This is a genomic window from Methyloterricola oryzae (assembly GCF_000934725.1).
Lineage (GTDB): Bacteria > Pseudomonadota > Gammaproteobacteria > Methylococcales > Methylococcaceae > Methyloterricola > Methyloterricola oryzae.
Window position 1 is genome coordinate 150,417 of sequence record NZ_JYNS01000001.1, and the last position, 15,641, is coordinate 166,057.

14 protein-coding genes are annotated in these 15,641 nt (G+C 58.4%); 6 read left to right on the top strand and 8 right to left on the bottom strand.

Annotated elements, in window-relative coordinates:
- Window positions 1-18 precede the first annotated feature (18 nt).
- The 3 genes from map to EK23_RS00615 all read left to right on the top strand — a co-directional run bounded on the left by map (window position 19) and on the right by EK23_RS00615 (window position 3,852).
- A complete protein-coding gene (gene map, locus EK23_RS00605; protein WP_045223345.1) occupies window positions 19-813 on the top strand; it encodes a type I methionyl aminopeptidase in 795 nt (264 codons plus the stop codon).
- On the top strand, window positions 782-3,439 hold the full coding sequence (gene glnD, locus EK23_RS00610) for a [protein-PII] uridylyltransferase (protein WP_082053836.1): 2,658 nt from the start codon (window positions 782-784) through the stop codon (window positions 3,437-3,439). The genes map and glnD overlap by 32 nt, the downstream gene beginning before the upstream one ends.
- 101 nt (window positions 3,440-3,540) lie before the next feature.
- Entirely contained in the window at window positions 3,541-3,852 is a 312-nt protein-coding gene (locus EK23_RS00615) for a DUF6763 family protein (RefSeq protein ID WP_045223346.1), read from the top strand.
- Between the two features lie 49 nt (window positions 3,853-3,901).
- Here EK23_RS00615 and ald read toward each other — a convergent pair whose 3' ends face one another.
- From ald to EK23_RS00635, 4 genes are all read right to left on the bottom strand, one after another.
- Window positions 3,902-5,008, bottom strand: a complete 1,107-nt coding sequence (ald, locus tag EK23_RS00620; protein WP_045223347.1) for an alanine dehydrogenase — start codon at window positions 5,006-5,008, stop codon at window positions 3,902-3,904.
- A gap of 295 nt (window positions 5,009-5,303) precedes the next feature.
- The gene (locus EK23_RS00625) at window positions 5,304-5,516 is read right to left on the bottom strand and encodes a hypothetical protein (protein ID WP_045223348.1); all 213 of its coding nucleotides are present in this window, start codon (window positions 5,514-5,516) and stop codon (window positions 5,304-5,306) included.
- Between the two features lie 420 nt (window positions 5,517-5,936).
- Complete coding sequence (locus EK23_RS00630; RefSeq protein WP_045223349.1) at window positions 5,937-6,410, bottom strand: DUF411 domain-containing protein; 474 nt, start codon at window positions 6,408-6,410, stop codon at window positions 5,937-5,939.
- Window positions 6,411-6,440: 30 nt separating this feature from the next.
- Window positions 6,441-6,866 carry a secondary thiamine-phosphate synthase enzyme YjbQ gene (locus EK23_RS00635; protein WP_045223350.1) on the bottom strand — a complete coding sequence of 142 codons (426 nt, stop codon included), beginning with the start codon at window positions 6,864-6,866 and terminating at the stop codon, window positions 6,441-6,443.
- 276 nt (window positions 6,867-7,142) lie between these two features.
- On the opposite strand from EK23_RS00635, the gene EK23_RS21370 reads away from it, so the two are divergent.
- Window positions 7,143-7,841, top strand: a complete 699-nt coding sequence (locus EK23_RS21370; protein ID WP_052807764.1) for a response regulator transcription factor — start codon at window positions 7,143-7,145, stop codon at window positions 7,839-7,841.
- A gap of 27 nt (window positions 7,842-7,868) precedes the next feature.
- On the opposite strand, the gene EK23_RS00645 is transcribed toward EK23_RS21370, so the two are convergent.
- On the bottom strand, window positions 7,869-8,504 hold the full coding sequence (locus EK23_RS00645) for a hypothetical protein (protein WP_145998517.1): 636 nt from the start codon (window positions 8,502-8,504) through the stop codon (window positions 7,869-7,871).
- Between the two features lie 270 nt (window positions 8,505-8,774).
- Window positions 8,775-10,070: a sodium:proton antiporter NhaD gene (gene nhaD, locus EK23_RS00650; RefSeq protein WP_438941134.1), complete on the bottom strand. Its 1,296-nt coding sequence runs from the start codon at window positions 10,068-10,070 to the stop codon at window positions 8,775-8,777.
- 413 nt (window positions 10,071-10,483) lie between these two features.
- On the opposite strand from nhaD, the gene EK23_RS00655 reads away from it, so the two are divergent.
- A complete protein-coding gene (locus EK23_RS00655) occupies window positions 10,484-12,124 on the top strand; it encodes a nitrite/sulfite reductase (RefSeq protein ID WP_045223353.1) in 1,641 nt (546 codons plus the stop codon).
- Complete coding sequence (locus EK23_RS00660) at window positions 12,111-12,590, top strand: DUF934 domain-containing protein (RefSeq protein ID WP_045223354.1); 480 nt, start codon at window positions 12,111-12,113, stop codon at window positions 12,588-12,590. Before EK23_RS00655 ends, EK23_RS00660 begins: the two co-directional genes overlap by 14 nt.
- 59 nt (window positions 12,591-12,649) lie before the next feature.
- Here EK23_RS00660 and EK23_RS00665 read toward each other — a convergent pair whose 3' ends face one another.
- Window positions 12,650-13,960 (bottom strand): S41 family peptidase, encoded by a 1,311-nt coding sequence (locus EK23_RS00665; RefSeq protein ID WP_045223892.1) that lies wholly within the window; start codon window positions 13,958-13,960, stop codon window positions 12,650-12,652.
- Between the two features lie 102 nt (window positions 13,961-14,062).
- Window positions 14,063-15,202 (bottom strand): murein hydrolase activator EnvC family protein, encoded by a 1,140-nt coding sequence (locus EK23_RS00670; protein WP_045223355.1) that lies wholly within the window; start codon window positions 15,200-15,202, stop codon window positions 14,063-14,065.
- Between the last annotated feature and the right edge of the window lie 439 nt (window positions 15,203-15,641).

Sequence of the window (15,641 nt, forward strand, 5' to 3'; positions counted from 1 at the left end):
CATCTCCCCTGGCCGCGCATGAGCATCATCCTGAAAACACCCGCCGAAATCGAAAAAATGCGCGTGGCTGGCCGCCTTGCCGCCGAAGTGCTGGAAATGATCGAACCCTACGTGGTGCCTGGCGTCACCACCGAGGAATTGGATCGCATCTGCCACGACTACATCGTAAATACGCAGCAGGCAATTCCGGCCCCGCTGAACTACAAGGGCTTTCCGAAATCCATCTGCACATCGGTCAACCACCAGGTTTGCCATGGCATTCCCGGACCGAAGAAGCTCAAGAACGGGGACATCGTCAACATCGATATCACCGTGATCAAGGACGGCTATCACGGCGACACCAGCAAGATGTTCCTGGTCGGGGAAGCCGCCATACGCGCCAAGCGTCTGGTCCGATTGACCCAGGAATGCATGTATCTGGGTATCCGCCAGGTACGCCCGGGCGCGCACCTCGGCGACATCGGACACGCCATCCAGAAGCACGCGGAAAGCCACGGCTGCTCGGTCGTGCAGGAGTTCTGCGGGCATGGGATCGGGCGCGGCTTCCACGAGGAACCTCAGGTGCTGCACTACGGAAAGCCGGGCGAGGGCGCCCGCTTGCAGGCAGGGATGATCTTTACCGTGGAGCCCATGATCAACCTGGGCAAGCGCTACGTTAAGATATTGCCCGACGGATGGACCGCCGTGACTAAGGACCACAGCCTGTCGGCCCAGTGGGAGCACACGGTGCTGGTGACATCGGACGGTTACGAGATCCTGACCCTCAGGCAAGAAGAAGCCATTGAACAACCCAGCCTTCGAGTCGCGAACTGAATCCGGCGCTGTCTGCGACTACCGCGACGAAAGGCGCTGCAAGACACTCATTCAGGCCAACAACGCCGAATTGGCGCGCCAATTTCGCGCGGGAACGTCCATCGCCCGCCTGATCAGGGCGCGCGCCGACTTCATGGACGGGCTACTGCTCGCCGCCTGGAGTCAACAACTGGGGGAGTTAGCCGAAGGGCTGAGCTTGATCGCCGTCGGCGGTTACGGCCGGCAGGAACTCCACCTGCATTCGGATATCGACCTGCTGGTGCTGTTGCCGGAGGAGGACGGCGAGTCGATAGCCGAACCCGACTACCAGCCTCGCTTGGCTGAATTCTTCAGGTTCCTATGGGACATCGGCCTGAAGCTGGGACAGGCGGCCCGCACCATCGCCAGCTGCGTCGAACTGGCACGCGCCGACCAGACCGTGATGACCAACCTGCTGGAAGCTAGGCTTCTGCACGGTTCCGAGCCGCTCTTCAACACCCTGCTCGCGCGTCTGGGCCCGGAGCACCTGTGGCCATCGCCCGCCTTTTTCGAAGCGAAGATGGCGGAGCAGCAGGCACGCTACGCCAAATACCACGATACCGCCTACAACCTGGAACCCAATATCAAGGAAGGGCCCGGCGGGCTGCGCGACATCCAGATCATCGGCTGGATCATCAAGCGCCATTACAATTCCCGTGACCTGCGCGACCTGATCGTCCACGGTTGGCTCACTGCGGCAGAATTCGATGAACTGCTAGAGGCGCAGAATTTCCTCTGGCAAGTCCGCTTTGCCTTGCACGCCCTGACCGGACGCAGCGAGGACAGACTGCTTTTCGACTACCAGAAGGATCTGGCCCGACAGTTCGGCCATAACGACGCCGACATCAATGAGGCCGTCGAGCACTTCATGCAGCGCTATTTCCGCACCGTCGTGGGCCTGGAACGGCTCAACGAAATGGTGCTGCAATTGTTCAAGGAAGTCATTCTGCACAACCAGGACGAATCCTTGATGTTGCCCATCAACACGTGCTTCCAGGCCGTCAATCACTACATCGAGGCCCTGCACCCGCGCGTTTTCGCCGAGAACCCGCTGGCGCTATTGGAAATCTTCCTGATCCTGCAACAAAACTCCGACCTTCAGGGCATCCGCGCCTCCACCATACGCCTCATTCGCCAGCACCTCTATCTGATCGATGAGGATTTCCGCAGGAACCCGGATGCCTGCAAGCTGTTCATGGAAATCCTGCGGCAGCCGGGCGGCATCACCCACCAACTGCGCCGCATGAACCGTTACGGCCTCCTGGCCGCCTACCTGCCCGCCTTCGGCAACGTGGTGGGCCGGATGCAATACGATCTGTTCCACGTCTACACGGTGGACGAACACACCCTGTTCGTGATTCGCAACCTCCGGCGCTTCGCCCTGGAGCGGCACCGCTCGGAAAACCCGCACTGCTACGAGATATTCCAACTCATCGAGCGCCCGGAGATTCTGTATATCGCGGCACTCTTCCATGACATCGCCAAGGGCGGCGGTGGCGACCATTCGCTGCTGGGGGAAGGCATCGCGGGCGACTTCTGCCGCCGCCACAACATCTCCGAGGACGATACGCGCCTGGTGCAGTGGCTGGTGCGCCACCATCTGCTCATGTCCATGACGGCCCAGCGCAAGGACATCAACGACCCGGAGGTGATCCGGGAGTTCGCCACCGTCGTGGGCGACCCGACCCACCTCAATCACTTGTATTTATTGACCGTCGCCGACATCCGCGCAACCAACCCCAACCTGTGGAACTCGTGGAAAGGGGCCTTGCTTCGTGAACTGTTCACCGCGACGCGCTGGGCATTCCGGCGCGGCCTGGAAAATCCGCCGGATCTGGCCGAGAAGATACGGGCCTCGCGCGAGGAGTCGCGCGCCTTGCTGCACCGACTGGGATTGCGGGAATCATCTGTCAACCAGGTCTGGAGGACTTTCGTCGATGACTATTTCCTCCGCTACCTGCCGGATGAAATCGCCTGGCATACCATCGCCATTGCCTCGACACCGGAACAGGATTTGCCGCTGGTCCTGCTGCGCCCGGTCAGCCAGCGGGGCAGCGCAGAAGTCTTCCTATACGCGCAGGATCAGGATTTCATCTTTTCCCACAGCACCGCCGTCCTCGACCAACTGGGCCTCACCATCTTCGACGCCAAGGTGATCACCACCGGAAACGGCTTCGTGCTCAGCAGCTATCATGTGCTCGAACAGTCGGGCGCTCCCATCCGCGACCAGCACCGCCAGGTGCAGATCTGCTCCAAACTGCGCGAGTGTCTGCTGCATCCCACCGAGGAACCGATTGCGGTGCAGCGCCGCGAACCCCGTGTGATCAAGCACTTCACGGTTCCGACCCAGGTCTATTTCCACGAGGATCCGCACAACCGCCATACCATCATCGAGTTGATCGCGACCGACCGCCCCGGCCTTTTATCAAAGGTCGGACAGGCTTTCGACAGGTCACACATCCGATTGCGCAATGCCAAGATTTCCACCATCGGCAGCCGCGCGGAAGATATCTTCTACATCACCGACGAGAACGACCTGCCACTGACGGATGACGCGCGCAAGAAGCAGTTGTGCCAGAACCTCATCCAATTGGTTGGAGAAAACTGAGCGCGCGGGTTTTCAGCTCAGACAAGGGTTGCGGCCGGGCGATCCGTGCTATTCTTGGCCTGCAGGCCCGCGAGTGACAGTCAAGCGGCAGGAGAGCAGCCATGAGCAACGTGAGTCCTATTTTGCAGGAGTGGTACCAGGATCTGGCGAGCGGCAGGACTTTCCGTATCGTCGCCCTGGACGAGGACAACGATTCCATCGAGGTTCAGTACTACAACGGCGATATCGGGGAATTCGACTTCGCTTCGTGGGAAGACTCGGTCTTTACACCGATTGAGGCGCCCGAGGACTGGAGCGCTCCCTACGACGACCTGGAAGTGGATGACCTCGGCTACTCTGACCCCGACTTGCATGGTCGGGACTCCCAGGACATCACCCTCGACGACTTGCTGGACGGTCAAGACGAATACTGAGGCGACGAGCACACAGTCTCCGAGGCAGCCACTGGCACTCTCAGGAGCGCTACAGCGGATTCCAGTCCTGGTATTTTTCCAGCATGCCCAAGGCCTCTGCGACCGGCCGGCAGGTGATGTGACCACGGTGGACATTGAGCGCCTTGGAGAAGCCCGGGTCACCGCGTAAGGCGTCCAACCCCCGCTCCGCAAGCTTGGCCAAGTAGGGAAACGTCGCCTCCGTCAAGGCCAAGGTCGAGGTCCTGGGATAAGCCCCCGGCATATTAGTCACGCAGTAATGAATCACGCCCTCTGAAACATATACCGGATCCGAGTGGCGGGTCGGCCGCGAAGTTTCGATGCAGCCGCCCTGATCGATGCTCACGTCCACCAGCACGGACCCCGGCTCCATGCCGGCAACCATGTCGCGGCTCACCACGTAATCAGCCCGCGCACCATGTTGCAACACGGCGCCGACCAGCAGATCAGCCCGCCTTAGCTCCTCTGCAATAGCCCTGGGCTCTGACAGAAAAAAGCCGAGATCCGGACCAATTTCAGCGCGCATCCGCGCAGCCTTGTCGGCATCGAGCCCAGCAACGGTAACATGGGCTCCGAGACCATACGCAGTCCGAGCGGCATGAAAGCCGACGACGCCGTCGCCGATGATCAATACCCGACCGTGACGAATCCCCAGCACCTGACCCAGTTGCACACCCTTGCCGCCATGGGCTCGCGCCAGGTAATAGGCACCGACGAGCGAGGCCATGTTGCCAGCGATAGCACTCATGGGCGCCAACAGTGGAAGGCGGCCCGCAGCGTCCTCGAGGGTTTCATAGGCAATCGCCGTTGTCCCGCTTTCCAGCAGGGTACGCGTCAGATGTGGCGGACAACCGGCGAGGTGAAAATAGGTGAAGACGCTCTGCCCGGCCAGAAATGGGTATTCGGACTCGAGAGGCTCCTTGACCTTGACAACCAGATCCACGTCCCAAGCTTCCTCAACGTCGCCGATACGTGCGCCGGCCGCCGCATACTCGGCATCCGCAAACCCGGAGCCAACCCCTGCCCCTTCCTGCACCACCACGCTACTCCCAGAAGCGCAGAGTTGCGCTACCCCGCGCGGGGTCATGGCAACGCGGTTTTCGTTATCCTTGGTCTCTCTGGGCAGTCCGATCTTCATGAGGGCTCTTTCGACGATTTGGAGCGATTAAAATAACCGCCCCGAGCGGCGCGCTCAACACGCTGCGCGGCAAGCAGAAAACTATACCGAGGAAAATTCGCTGCGCGGCGAACGCGCGTCAACTCAGGAGATCCGGTGCAACCCTTGAGCGCCCGGCATTGGACGGCCAGCTGCCGGCATCAGGTATGTTTGCGATCTGCGTGGAACCGGCGGCACTCTATTTCCGTAGCGCGTCAATCTCAGGCGAAAACCAGACCATCAGGCAGTCCAGGCTCGACGCACGGGGAACGCTGCGTTACCGACGCCACTCGGCCACCAGGCGGCGGCAGTCATCGCGCCACTCACATTCGCTTTCCTGGCACTTGAAGCGGGTATCCCCAAGAAAGCAGGTATCCTCGCCCCTCGCTCTCTGTATAGCCCACACCAACTGCTTTTCGCTGCTGAACATCTGCAGGTCGGAAATACCATTGAAACGGGCGATAGACCTTAATTCCGCTACGTTCATCATATGCTCCTGCCGGACAATTCCGGCTCCATGCGGGACGACGAAGACAGACACGATATGCGGGTTGCATGCACTCAGCGCCTAGGATTCACCCGAGACGCGGATCACGTGACGGTATATACGTCTGAGCCGAAACCACGTCAAGGGGTTGCCCGACGCTCAAACAAGTCGGCGCTTAAAGGCTGCGATCAAGCGCGTCGGCGATCTGATGAAGCAAAACGTGAGCCACTGTGGAAGCTTTGCATCAATTTACTGAGTTCGGCCCCAAAGCGCCCCTCCATACCGCGCAAAGACTGAAATCTTGCACACGACGCAAGTTCGCGTGAGCCATCCGGTCGCTCTAGCGTGAGCATGCCAACTGCGGGAATTGCCGCAAACTTTTATGCCAATTCACCCACGTTTTCGCTCCAAGCTTCCGTAGCCTTAGTAACCTTTGTGTTCCACGTAGATATCGGCATTTCCCTGCTTGTCGAACGCAATCACCGAGAAGTCATCTTTGTGCCCCCCCATTTCCATGCCTGGCGAACCCGCAGGCATTCCGGGCGCAGCCAGTCCCAGAAACGCCGCCTTCTCGTTCAGCATTTTCTTAATATCCTTGGCCGGCACATGCCCCTCGACCACATACCCCCCCAACTCAGCCGTATGGCACGACTCCAGAACCTTGGGGACTCCCGCGCGACGCTTGACTGCATCCATGTCCGATTCCTTGATGTCCTTGATCACAAATCCGCTGTTCCGCATGTGCTCGATCCATTTGCCGCAACATCCGCAGCTTGGACTCCGATGCACTGTCACCTCGACAGGCTTGGCGAGTGGCACACCGGACTCCTCCCAGGCGCTTCCCGCCGAAGCCTGTAGCGAAACGAACAGCAGCCCGAGCAAAAATATCTTGTTCATCGTCGACAGTCTCCCACAATCTGTTTCGATTCAGGCCGCCTCGCCGTTCAAGGTGGCAACCAAGGTTCTAGCACCTGCGGCCTCGCGATGCTCCCCCAGATAAACTCCCTGCCAAGTGCCCAAGAGAAGCCTGCCACCTCCAACCGGAATCGACAGACTCGATCCAATCAGGCATGCCTTGATATGACCCGGCATGTCGTCATCGCCTTCCTGGGTGTGGCGAAAATGCGCCGCACCATCGGGAATGAGGTACCGCATATGTACTTCGAGATCTCGACGGACGGTGGGATCCGCATTTTCATTGATCACCAGCGACGCCGACGTATGGCGGATAAACAAATGCAGCACCCCTACCCTGAATTGCCGGATCTCCGGCAGAGCCTGCACCAATTCGTCTGTGACCAAGTGGAATCCGCGGTCACGTGACTTGAGGCTTATGGTTTTCTGGAGCCACATACCCTTCAACGCTCTCCGATGACTTCGTGACGTTCGGCTGTCCGAGATACGGGACCCAGATTCGCCTCAACCGAATTTCCAGCACTGCACGCCTGCCAAATCAGGCGCCACGGCCATGATGGGCATGCAAACTCGAAAAATGGAATGTGAAGTAGTCTACACTACCATGGGAGTTTTCGTATGTATGGCGCATGGACCGTGAAAAAATCTCACGACCCGCCTAAAGTTTTGTGAACTACTGCCGAAAAAGTAGATATTTTTCTGAATTTCAAGGACATGATGATGACACAGTTGCTCATAATCGACCGGCACCCCGTTGTCCGCGCTGGCATCCGTTACTTTCTGGGACAACAATCGAATATCACTGTAATTGGTGAGGCCGAAAGCTATAGCGCAGCGTGGGACATGTACCGCCAAACACGTCCCGATGTTGCCATCATGGATCTCTGCCTTGCAGACCACGAAGGATTTGAATTCGCCAGGAGGGTCTGCCACGAAGACAGGGATGCAGGTATTCTGGGATTCGCCGCTCAGCGCAACCCGATTCTGAAAGTTAGAGCCAGCAACGCAGGCATCAAGGGCCTTGTCTACAAGACGGACGAACCAAACCAGCTGCTCAGGGCCATCGAAACGCTGGCAAAAGGCGACAGCTTTTTTGACGAAGACCTTGAGGTCGGCAAGGATTCACTGTTTTGGGGCATACACCTCCTCACCCCACGAGAGTTTGAAGTGTTCCGCTTTCTCGCCGAAGGCCACACAGTGATCGAAATCGCCGGGATATTGAAATCGAGCCCGAAAACCGTGGGCGTTCACCAGACACGCATCATAAAGAAACTTGGAGTGGAGAACTCTGCCCAATTGGCGCATATCGCACTGGGAGGCGGCGTCATCGAGCTCAAGCCCATCGCGGCATCCCCGGGCAAGTCCGAAGCTTCGGCGGCATACTACATGCCTCATGCCCGCACGGGATCCTGAGCTCGATTGCGGTGGAGTTGCAGGCTGTCAGTGTTGCAATCTGCTGACTGAAGCGGCGCTGGGTTCGATTCCAAGACAGCGCAACCGGTGAGCCAGCCAAGTACTGCCGGTGCGCGACCAGTTTTCGTAGAGGCGGAGAGCGTCGCTTGGCGCGTCAGCGTGCGCGCTTTCCAAAACTTCGGCGAGTACGTGGACAAATTCGGAGAACTTCGTAGCCAATTCCCCGAATACAACCGCGTAGAGGCGGGCATGACTGGAGTCCATGGCCGCCTCAGCGAGAAAACCGTACGCGGCGGCACCCATGGAGAGGTAATATTCTGAAAAACCGGACTTGGCCGGAACCGACCCGGTTGCGCACAGACTGGCGGCAAGGAGTGCGACGTCTCCGAGACGGCGTAACGAATTCTGCTGCTCCTTGGGTGAATCAGCACCCACAGCACGCATGTAAAGCCCAGCCAAAGGATGCTTGAAGACCCCTTCCTCGAGCTTTGAGAAGGAAACGTCGCCTCCGCTGTAGTAACCCAACAGATTGACGACGTAAAAGATCGTTTCGTCGGCGGCCTCGATGTGCTGATGCGACAGCGCAACGGCCAGGGAACTCCTCAAATAATCCGAAACATCGATTTCGGTCATCGTCCCACCAGCAGCGTGGTCATGTTCCATGGCGCCCCCCCCTCGTCGGTATTGCACGTTTCTGTTGATTCAGAAAACGCGTTCACCTTCTTATCGTCCAGCGCAGAAAAGCCTTGACGGAGAAAAGCATCTTTTGCCGATTAATTGGCTGAACAGGGCGAAGCGCACCGAGACCCGTCAGCGCCTTGACGCGCGCCGGCCGGCTCGGGCAAAAAGATGAATCGAGGCAAACAAAAAGCGCCTGGCAAGAGCCAAGCGCTTCGCGGTGATATGCGGCCGGTGTGCGGCCGCTCCCAGATGTCAGCCGTTGATGAGATAGTGCGTCAGGATGCTCGCCGCATATCCAGCGACAATGGCGGGCGTCCATTTAAGGTGGCTAAAGAACGTGTACATGCCGCGGGAGGTCCCCATCAGCGCCACGCCAGCAGCGGATCCCACCGAAAGCATGGTGCCGCCCACGCCGGCGGTCAGCGTGACCAGCATCCACTGATAGAGACTCATGTCCGGATTCATTTGCAGTACTGCAAACATCACCGGGATATTGTCGACAATGGCGGACAGCACACCGATCAGGATATTGGCGGTAGTCGCTCCCAAGCCGTCATACATGGCAGCCGACGCCAGTTGCAGGTATCCAATGAAACCAAGACCGCCCACAGCGAAAACTACGCCGAAGAAAAACAGCAGGGTGTCCCACTCCGAATCACGGACATGCTGAAACACGTCGAACTTGTCACCGCCCATGTTAAAGACCAATTTCAGGCGATAGCCGTAGAACATGAGGAAGGACAGACCCACCATCATGCCCATGAAGGGCGGCAGGTGCAGGAACTGCTTGAAACTTACCGCAGTGACGATGGTCAGAAGAAATAATCCGCAAATCTGAATGGCACCCGGCTTCAGCACGACCTTTTCGTCTTCGCCACTGAAGGTGGGGGCATCGTCAGGAATAGCGAAATGCATGATCGCGGCCGGAACGCCGAAATTCACCACCGAAGGAATGAACAACATGAAGAAGTCGAAGAACTCGGCCTTTCCCGCCTGCCAAACCATCAGCGTCGTGATGTCGCCGAACGGACTGAAGGCACCACCCGCGTTTGCCGCGCTCACCAAATTGATGAACCCCAGGGCAACAAACTTCGGGCTGTTGACGCCGACGGCCATCACCACCGCACCGACCAACAGAGCCGAAGTCAGGTTGTCGGCGACGGAGGATAGGAAAAACGTAATGACGCCTGTGATCCAGAACAGCTTGCGGTAGCCGAAGCGACGGTTCACCAACCAGGCCCTGAGCGCCTCAAACACATTGCGCTCCGCCATGGCATTGATGTAGCTCATCGCGACCAACAGGAACAACATCAGTTCGGCAAACTCGGCCAGATTGTTTTCGAAGGCCTTGTGCACGGTTTCCGCCGGAACACCATTGGTACCTGCCATGTAGGCGACCTGAGCCCAAATGATGCCTGCCGCCAGGATAACTGGCTTAGATTTACGCAGGTGCGTAAATTCCTCTGTCATGACAAAGGCATAGGCAATGATGAAGATCAGTACGCAGTAAAAACCGCGCTGCGAGCCAGTCAGCCCCAAAACCTGCATCTCTTCCGCCGATACCAGCGCCGGCACGGCAAAAAGCAGCGAGAACAAAGCGAGTGCGCGTAACAAGGCAGAACCCCTCTTTATTTGTATAGAAACATTCACCCGGACGCCAAAAGCGCGCGTAGCGCCTTCTTCACGGCGACACAAGTCCCCTAAATACTTAAAGGCGTCGATTATATAGAAGAAAGTGTTATTCCATGTACAAATAAATGCCTCGACCTGCCAGGAACACGCGCCCTTTACCAATTGAAAGTGGCCTCACCCCCCAGGCTTGCTTTACAATTCCCGGCTCGATTAAAGATGAAACAGCCTTCTCCGCATGAGACCTCCAGGCACCGCGTTGAGGCGCGGGCGATTTTCGCAGCTTTGCAGTGGGTCTTTTTGGCGAAGCGCCCTTTTTGAAGATACGGACCATGTACCAGTACGACCATTTTGACCAGGCACTCGTCGACGAGCGGGTTGCCCAGTTCCGGGATCAGACGCACCGTTTTCTCGCCGGGCAACTGACCGAGGACCAATTTCGCCCGCTGCGATTGATGAATGGTCTGTATCTCCAGCGGCACGCTCCGATGCTGCGCATCGCCGTGCCGTACGGGCTGTTGTCCTCCCGTCAAATGCGGATGCTGGCGCATATCTCGCGCAGGTACGACCGTGGCTATGGCCACTTCACGACCCGCCAAAACATTCAGTTCAATTGGCCCAAGTTGGAGGAAGTTCCTGACATCCTGGCTGACCTGGCATCCGTTCAGATGCACGCCATCCAGACCAGCGGCAATTGCATCCGCAATGTCACCAGCGATCACCTGGCCGGCGTGGCGATCGACGAATTGGAAGATCCGCGGCCCTATTGCGAAATCATCCGGCAATGGTCCACCCTGCACCCTGAATTTGCCTTTCTGCCGCGCAAGTTCAAGATCGCAGTGAGCGGTGCCGCCAAGGACCGCGCTGCGACGCAGTTGCACGATATCGGCCTGCACTTGGTCAGAAACACCAACGGAGACGTAGGCTTCGAAGTCTTGGTCGGAGGCGGCCTGGGGCGCACGCCCATCATAGGTCGGACCATCCGCCCCTTCCTGGAAAAAGCGCATTTGCTGTCCTACCTGGAAGCGATCCTGCGGGTCTACAACCTGTTTGGCCGACGCGACAACAAGTACAAGGCACGCATCAAGATCCTACTAAAGGAGACTGGGATCGAAACCTTCACCCGCATGGTGGAAGACGAGTGGTCGCAGATTCGCGATTCGCTGGTCTTGGATACTGCGGAAATCCAGCGGGTTGCGCGATTCTTCACTCCGCCCGCCTACGATGCCGCGGCAAACACCGCGACCCCGTCGGACGCTTCGCCCGCCTTCGCCGCGTGGCTGCGCCATAACACGGCGGAGCACAAGGTGCCTGGCTATCGCGCCGTATTTCTCTCCCTGAAAGCCCCAGGCGTACCCCCGGGGGACTTGACGGCGCAGCAAATGGAGGCCGTTGCCGATCTGTGTGACCGATACAGCTTCGGTGAACTGCGCGTTACCCATACTCAGAACCTGGTATTTGCCGACGTCCGCCAGGATGAACTGCATACGCTATGGCTTGCACTCTCGGAACTGGGGCTTGCGACCGCCAATATCGGCAAAGCCACCGACATGATTTGCTGCCCTGGCCTGGATTTCTGCTCTTTGGCCAATGCCAGCTCCATCCCGGTTGCGCAAGAAATCTATTCCCGCCTGGAAAACATGGATTATCTGTACGATCTGGGGGACCTCCGTATCAATATTTCCGGTTGCATGAACGGTTGCGGTCATCAGGCCGTAGGACATATCGGCATCCTTGGCGTCGACAAGAAAGGCGAAGAATGGTACCAGCTGACTCTGGGCGGATCCTCTTCCGACGATGCTTCACTGGGAGAGCGCCTGGGACCGGCAATTGCGAAAATGGATATCGCCGACGCCATTGAGTGCATTCTCAAGACCTATACGGAATTGCGGCTGGAGGAGGAACCTTTCCTCGAAACCGTGCGCCGTCTAGGCGTGGAACCCTTTCAGGAGAAGGTCTATGCAAATCATTAAAGACGGTAACATCGTCACGGATGACTGGACTCATCTTTCGGACGACGACACGCCACCAGAGAGCCGTTTCACGGTCTCACTAAAGCGCTGGCTCCGTGATCGCGATACGCTGACCGACCGTGGACAAGCTTTGGGTTTGCGCGTGAAAGGCGAGGATGCGCCCGCTGAGTTCCTTGATGACCTGTCACGCTTTCAGCTGGTTTGCATCGAAATGCCCAGCATGACAGACGGGCGTGGTTTCTCCCTGGCCCGCCTACTAAGGGAACGCTACGGCTTCACAGGAGAGTTGAGGGTGCGCGGCGAATTCATTCGCGACCAGATGTTTTTCCTGTCTCGTGTCGGTGTCAATGCCTTTGAATTCCCTGCGGGTGCGGACCTATTGGCGCAACTCCCGGCGCTGCAGGACTTCACCGTAAAGTACCAGGCAGCGATCGACGAACGGCAACCGCTTTACCGGCGGCGATGATATGAAAAGGGCGCCCGAGGCGCCCTTTTCATTATTAGCGGAAACCCGCCGTACCGGCATCAGTTCAGCTTGCCCTGCCGGACGATATTGATACCCTTGAGCAGATTTAGGGCCTCATTGAGCGGATAGTCCTGAACCGCCAAGGATTCTTCTGTCTTTTCCTGCCCCTTCAAATCGTCCTTCTTGCCCGCCTTCTCGTTGCTGAGATGGTTCACCAGGTCGGCCTCCTTGATGGGAGAGAATTCGGACTGTTGCACCGTTTCCAGCTTCACCTTGGAGATTGGCACGTCAGGCGTAATGCCTTCCGCCTGGATAGAGCGGCCCGAGGGCGTGTAATAGCGCGCCGTGGTCAGCTTCACCGCTCCACCGTTACTGGTCGGGAGTATGGTCTGGACCGATCCCTTGCCAAAGGTCTTTTCACCCATGATGATCGCGCGCTTATGGTCTTGCAGCGCCCCAGCCACAATCTCCGATGCGGAAGCGGAACCGGCGTTGATTAGTACCACAATGGGAGCACCCTTGAGCAGGTCGCCCGGTGTCGCATTGAACTTCATCTTCGCGTCTTCAATGCGGCCATCCGTGTATACCACCAAGCCACTTTCTAAAAAGGCATCGCTGACGGAAACGGCCGCGTTCAGCACACCGCCTGGGTTATTGCGGAGATCGAGCACCAGGCCTTTGAGATCGCCTGACTTCTTCATCTCGTTGACCGCTTCGGTGACATTATCCCCAGTCTTGGACTGGAAGCTGGTGATGCGCAAGTAGCCATAACCGTCCTCCAGCATGCGCTTCTTGACGCTCTGCACCTTGATCACGTCGCGGATCAGCTTGAACTTGAGCGGTTGCTCCACGCCTTCGCGGACGACGGTCAGCACGATCTCGCTGCCAGGCTCTCCACGCATCATCTTGACGGCGTCGTTGAGCGTCATGCCTTTCACAGGTTTGTCGTCGAGACGGATCACCAGGTCACCGGCCTTGATGCCTGCCCTTTGCGCCGGCGTGTCATCGATGGGGGCAATGACCTTAACGAAGCCATTTTCCATGCCTACCTCGATACCCAGACCGCCGAACTGTCCGGTGGTCCCGACTTTGAGTTCGTTGTACTGCTCCTGATCCAGGTAAGCCGAATGGGGGTCGAGACCGGAGAGCATGCCGCGAATTGCGTCCTCCAACAGCTTTGTATCAGGCACCGGTTCGACATAGTCCTGACGAATCCGGCCGTAGACCTCCGAGAACGTCTTCAGGCCCTCGAACGGGATACCATTCAAGTCACCGGTATCGCGCTCGGCCAGCGCGCTTCCGGCTGACGCCAACAATGCGCCCAGGCCCGCGCCAAACGCGACCAGCATCAGACTCTTTTGCTTCACCATGGAGTAATTTCCCATCATCAAGAATTCATGGATCCAGTCACAGTGGCTGTAACCGAATCGTCGCGGCCGCCCGGAACACCGGAACAGGGCGCCGCCGTGAAATCAATGGCCACGCGCGCACCAGGCCATCGGATCGATCGGGCGTCCCTTCTCGCGAATACCGAAATACAAGCCGGGCTGGCGCCTGCCACCGCTCGCACCCACGTGGGCGATGGTTTCGCCCGCCTCGACCCAGTCACCGACGCTTTTCAGCAGGCTCTGATTGAAAGCATAAAGACTCATGTAGCCGTCTCCATGATCGACAATCGTCAATAGCCCGTAACCGCGCAACCAATCAGCGAAAGCTACGCGTCCTGCGGCCACGGATCGTACAGGAGTACCCTCGGACGCCCCGATCAAAACACCGTCCCACTTTCCCGACATCCTCGGTGCGCCAAACCCGGCCAGAACGGGACCTTTCACCGGCAGTCGCATGCCCTCCTCTGGCTGCGCGGCAGCGGAGCCCTCATCCCGTTGGGGAAACGCCGGCATCTCTGCCTGCAGTCTACCGATCAGGCCCTCAAGGCGATGCTCATCCTCCTGCAGCGACTTAAGCTCGTCACTCTTGTCCTTCGCCTCCAGCGTCAACTTCGCAAGCACCGTCTGCCGCTCCTTGCGGGCCTCGCTCAAGCGCTGCTGCTGCTGCGCCATCTCGCTGCGAGTGGATTCGAGACGGCCGCGCGCCGCGACTAGGTCTGCCTCGACCTGGGTCAGTTGGGAAAGATCCGTGTCCAGGGATTGAATGAGGGAAAACCGGGCTCGGTTCAGATATCCATAATAGGCCAGCATCCGACTGGCGCGGGCCGACTCTTCCTGGTTCAGCGCCAATTTGAGCCAATCTTGCCTTCCAGCAGCATAAGCCGAGCGCAACTGCCCTGCAAGAGCCTGGTTCTGCTGGCGAATGTCCGCCCTCAACTGCTCCTGGCGCTTGCCAAGAGACGCCAGGCGCCGGGCCCCCTCCTGCACCTCGTGTTCCAGTTTGCGCAAGGCCTTGGCAAACTCACCATACTGCCGTTCGATGCCCGCCAGTTGACCCGACAGGCTGCTCTGCTGATCCTCCAGACCTTGCAAGGACGCCTGTATCTCCCGGATGCGGCCGCGCACCTGCTCTAGGTCCACGTTCGGCGCGCCCCCCTCTTCCGCTGCCACCGGTCCCAGACAAACAGCCAACATCACGAAGCCCCAGCTCGTGCGCCGTTTCATGGGCCACAGCCTGGCACGCGGTTTCGAGCCAGATTGCAGCAGACAAACACACTTGGTCCTTCGTCGCGAGGGGAAAGCCATAAACTATCGTCCGGGGTTTGGCCGAACCGGGCACGTGGAGATGATGCCGGCACAAGATCGACCTGAGCGCGCATCAGACCGGGCTCTAACGGTCAAGAAGGCCCCTGGCTGCCATTAGGTTCCTGCAGCAGGCGCCCCGCCAAAACCCCACAGGAAAAATTGATTCCTCAATGGGTTTAGGACAGCGCGAGTTACACGTATAATCTCGGGCTTACTTAATAAGACGTCATCGTCACGCGGCGACCCTGCCGCTCACGGCCCCAAGTGCAAGATAGTTTATCTTGTTTTGTCGCGCCCGTCGTGCCTGTGTCAGGTTCGATAGAGGCCCTTAGGCCGCATGCCCAAGGTACCCGGGGAA

Excerpts from the sequence above, each read along its gene's own strand:
- EK23_RS00660 (WP_045223354.1), top strand. The coding sequence starts at position 12,111 with ATGCAAATCATTAAAGACGGTAACATCGTCACGGATGACTGGACTCAT.
- EK23_RS00645 (WP_145998517.1), bottom strand. The coding sequence starts at position 8,504 with ATGGAACATGACCACGCTGCTGGTGGGACGATGACCGAAATCGATGTT.
- EK23_RS21370 (WP_052807764.1), top strand. The coding sequence starts at position 7,143 with ATGATGATGACACAGTTGCTCATAATCGACCGGCACCCCGTTGTCCGC.
- ald (WP_045223347.1), bottom strand. The coding sequence starts at position 5,008 with ATGAAGATCGGACTGCCCAGAGAGACCAAGGATAACGAAAACCGCGTT.
- EK23_RS00655 (WP_045223353.1), top strand. The coding sequence starts at position 10,484 with ATGTACCAGTACGACCATTTTGACCAGGCACTCGTCGACGAGCGGGTT.
- nhaD (WP_438941134.1), bottom strand. The coding sequence starts at position 10,070 with ATGCAGGTTTTGGGGCTGACTGGCTCGCAGCGCGGTTTTTACTGCGTA.
- EK23_RS00615 (WP_045223346.1), top strand. The coding sequence starts at position 3,541 with ATGAGCAACGTGAGTCCTATTTTGCAGGAGTGGTACCAGGATCTGGCG.
- EK23_RS00635 (WP_045223350.1), bottom strand. The coding sequence starts at position 6,866 with ATGTGGCTCCAGAAAACCATAAGCCTCAAGTCACGTGACCGCGGATTC.
- EK23_RS00665 (WP_045223892.1), bottom strand. The coding sequence starts at position 13,960 with ATGGTGAAGCAAAAGAGTCTGATGCTGGTCGCGTTTGGCGCGGGCCTG.
- map (WP_045223345.1), top strand. The coding sequence starts at position 19 with ATGAGCATCATCCTGAAAACACCCGCCGAAATCGAAAAAATGCGCGTG.
- EK23_RS00630 (WP_045223349.1), bottom strand. The coding sequence starts at position 6,410 with ATGAACAAGATATTTTTGCTCGGGCTGCTGTTCGTTTCGCTACAGGCT.
- EK23_RS00670 (WP_045223355.1), bottom strand. The coding sequence starts at position 15,202 with ATGAAACGGCGCACGAGCTGGGGCTTCGTGATGTTGGCTGTTTGTCTG.
- EK23_RS00625 (WP_045223348.1), bottom strand. The coding sequence starts at position 5,516 with ATGATGAACGTAGCGGAATTAAGGTCTATCGCCCGTTTCAATGGTATT.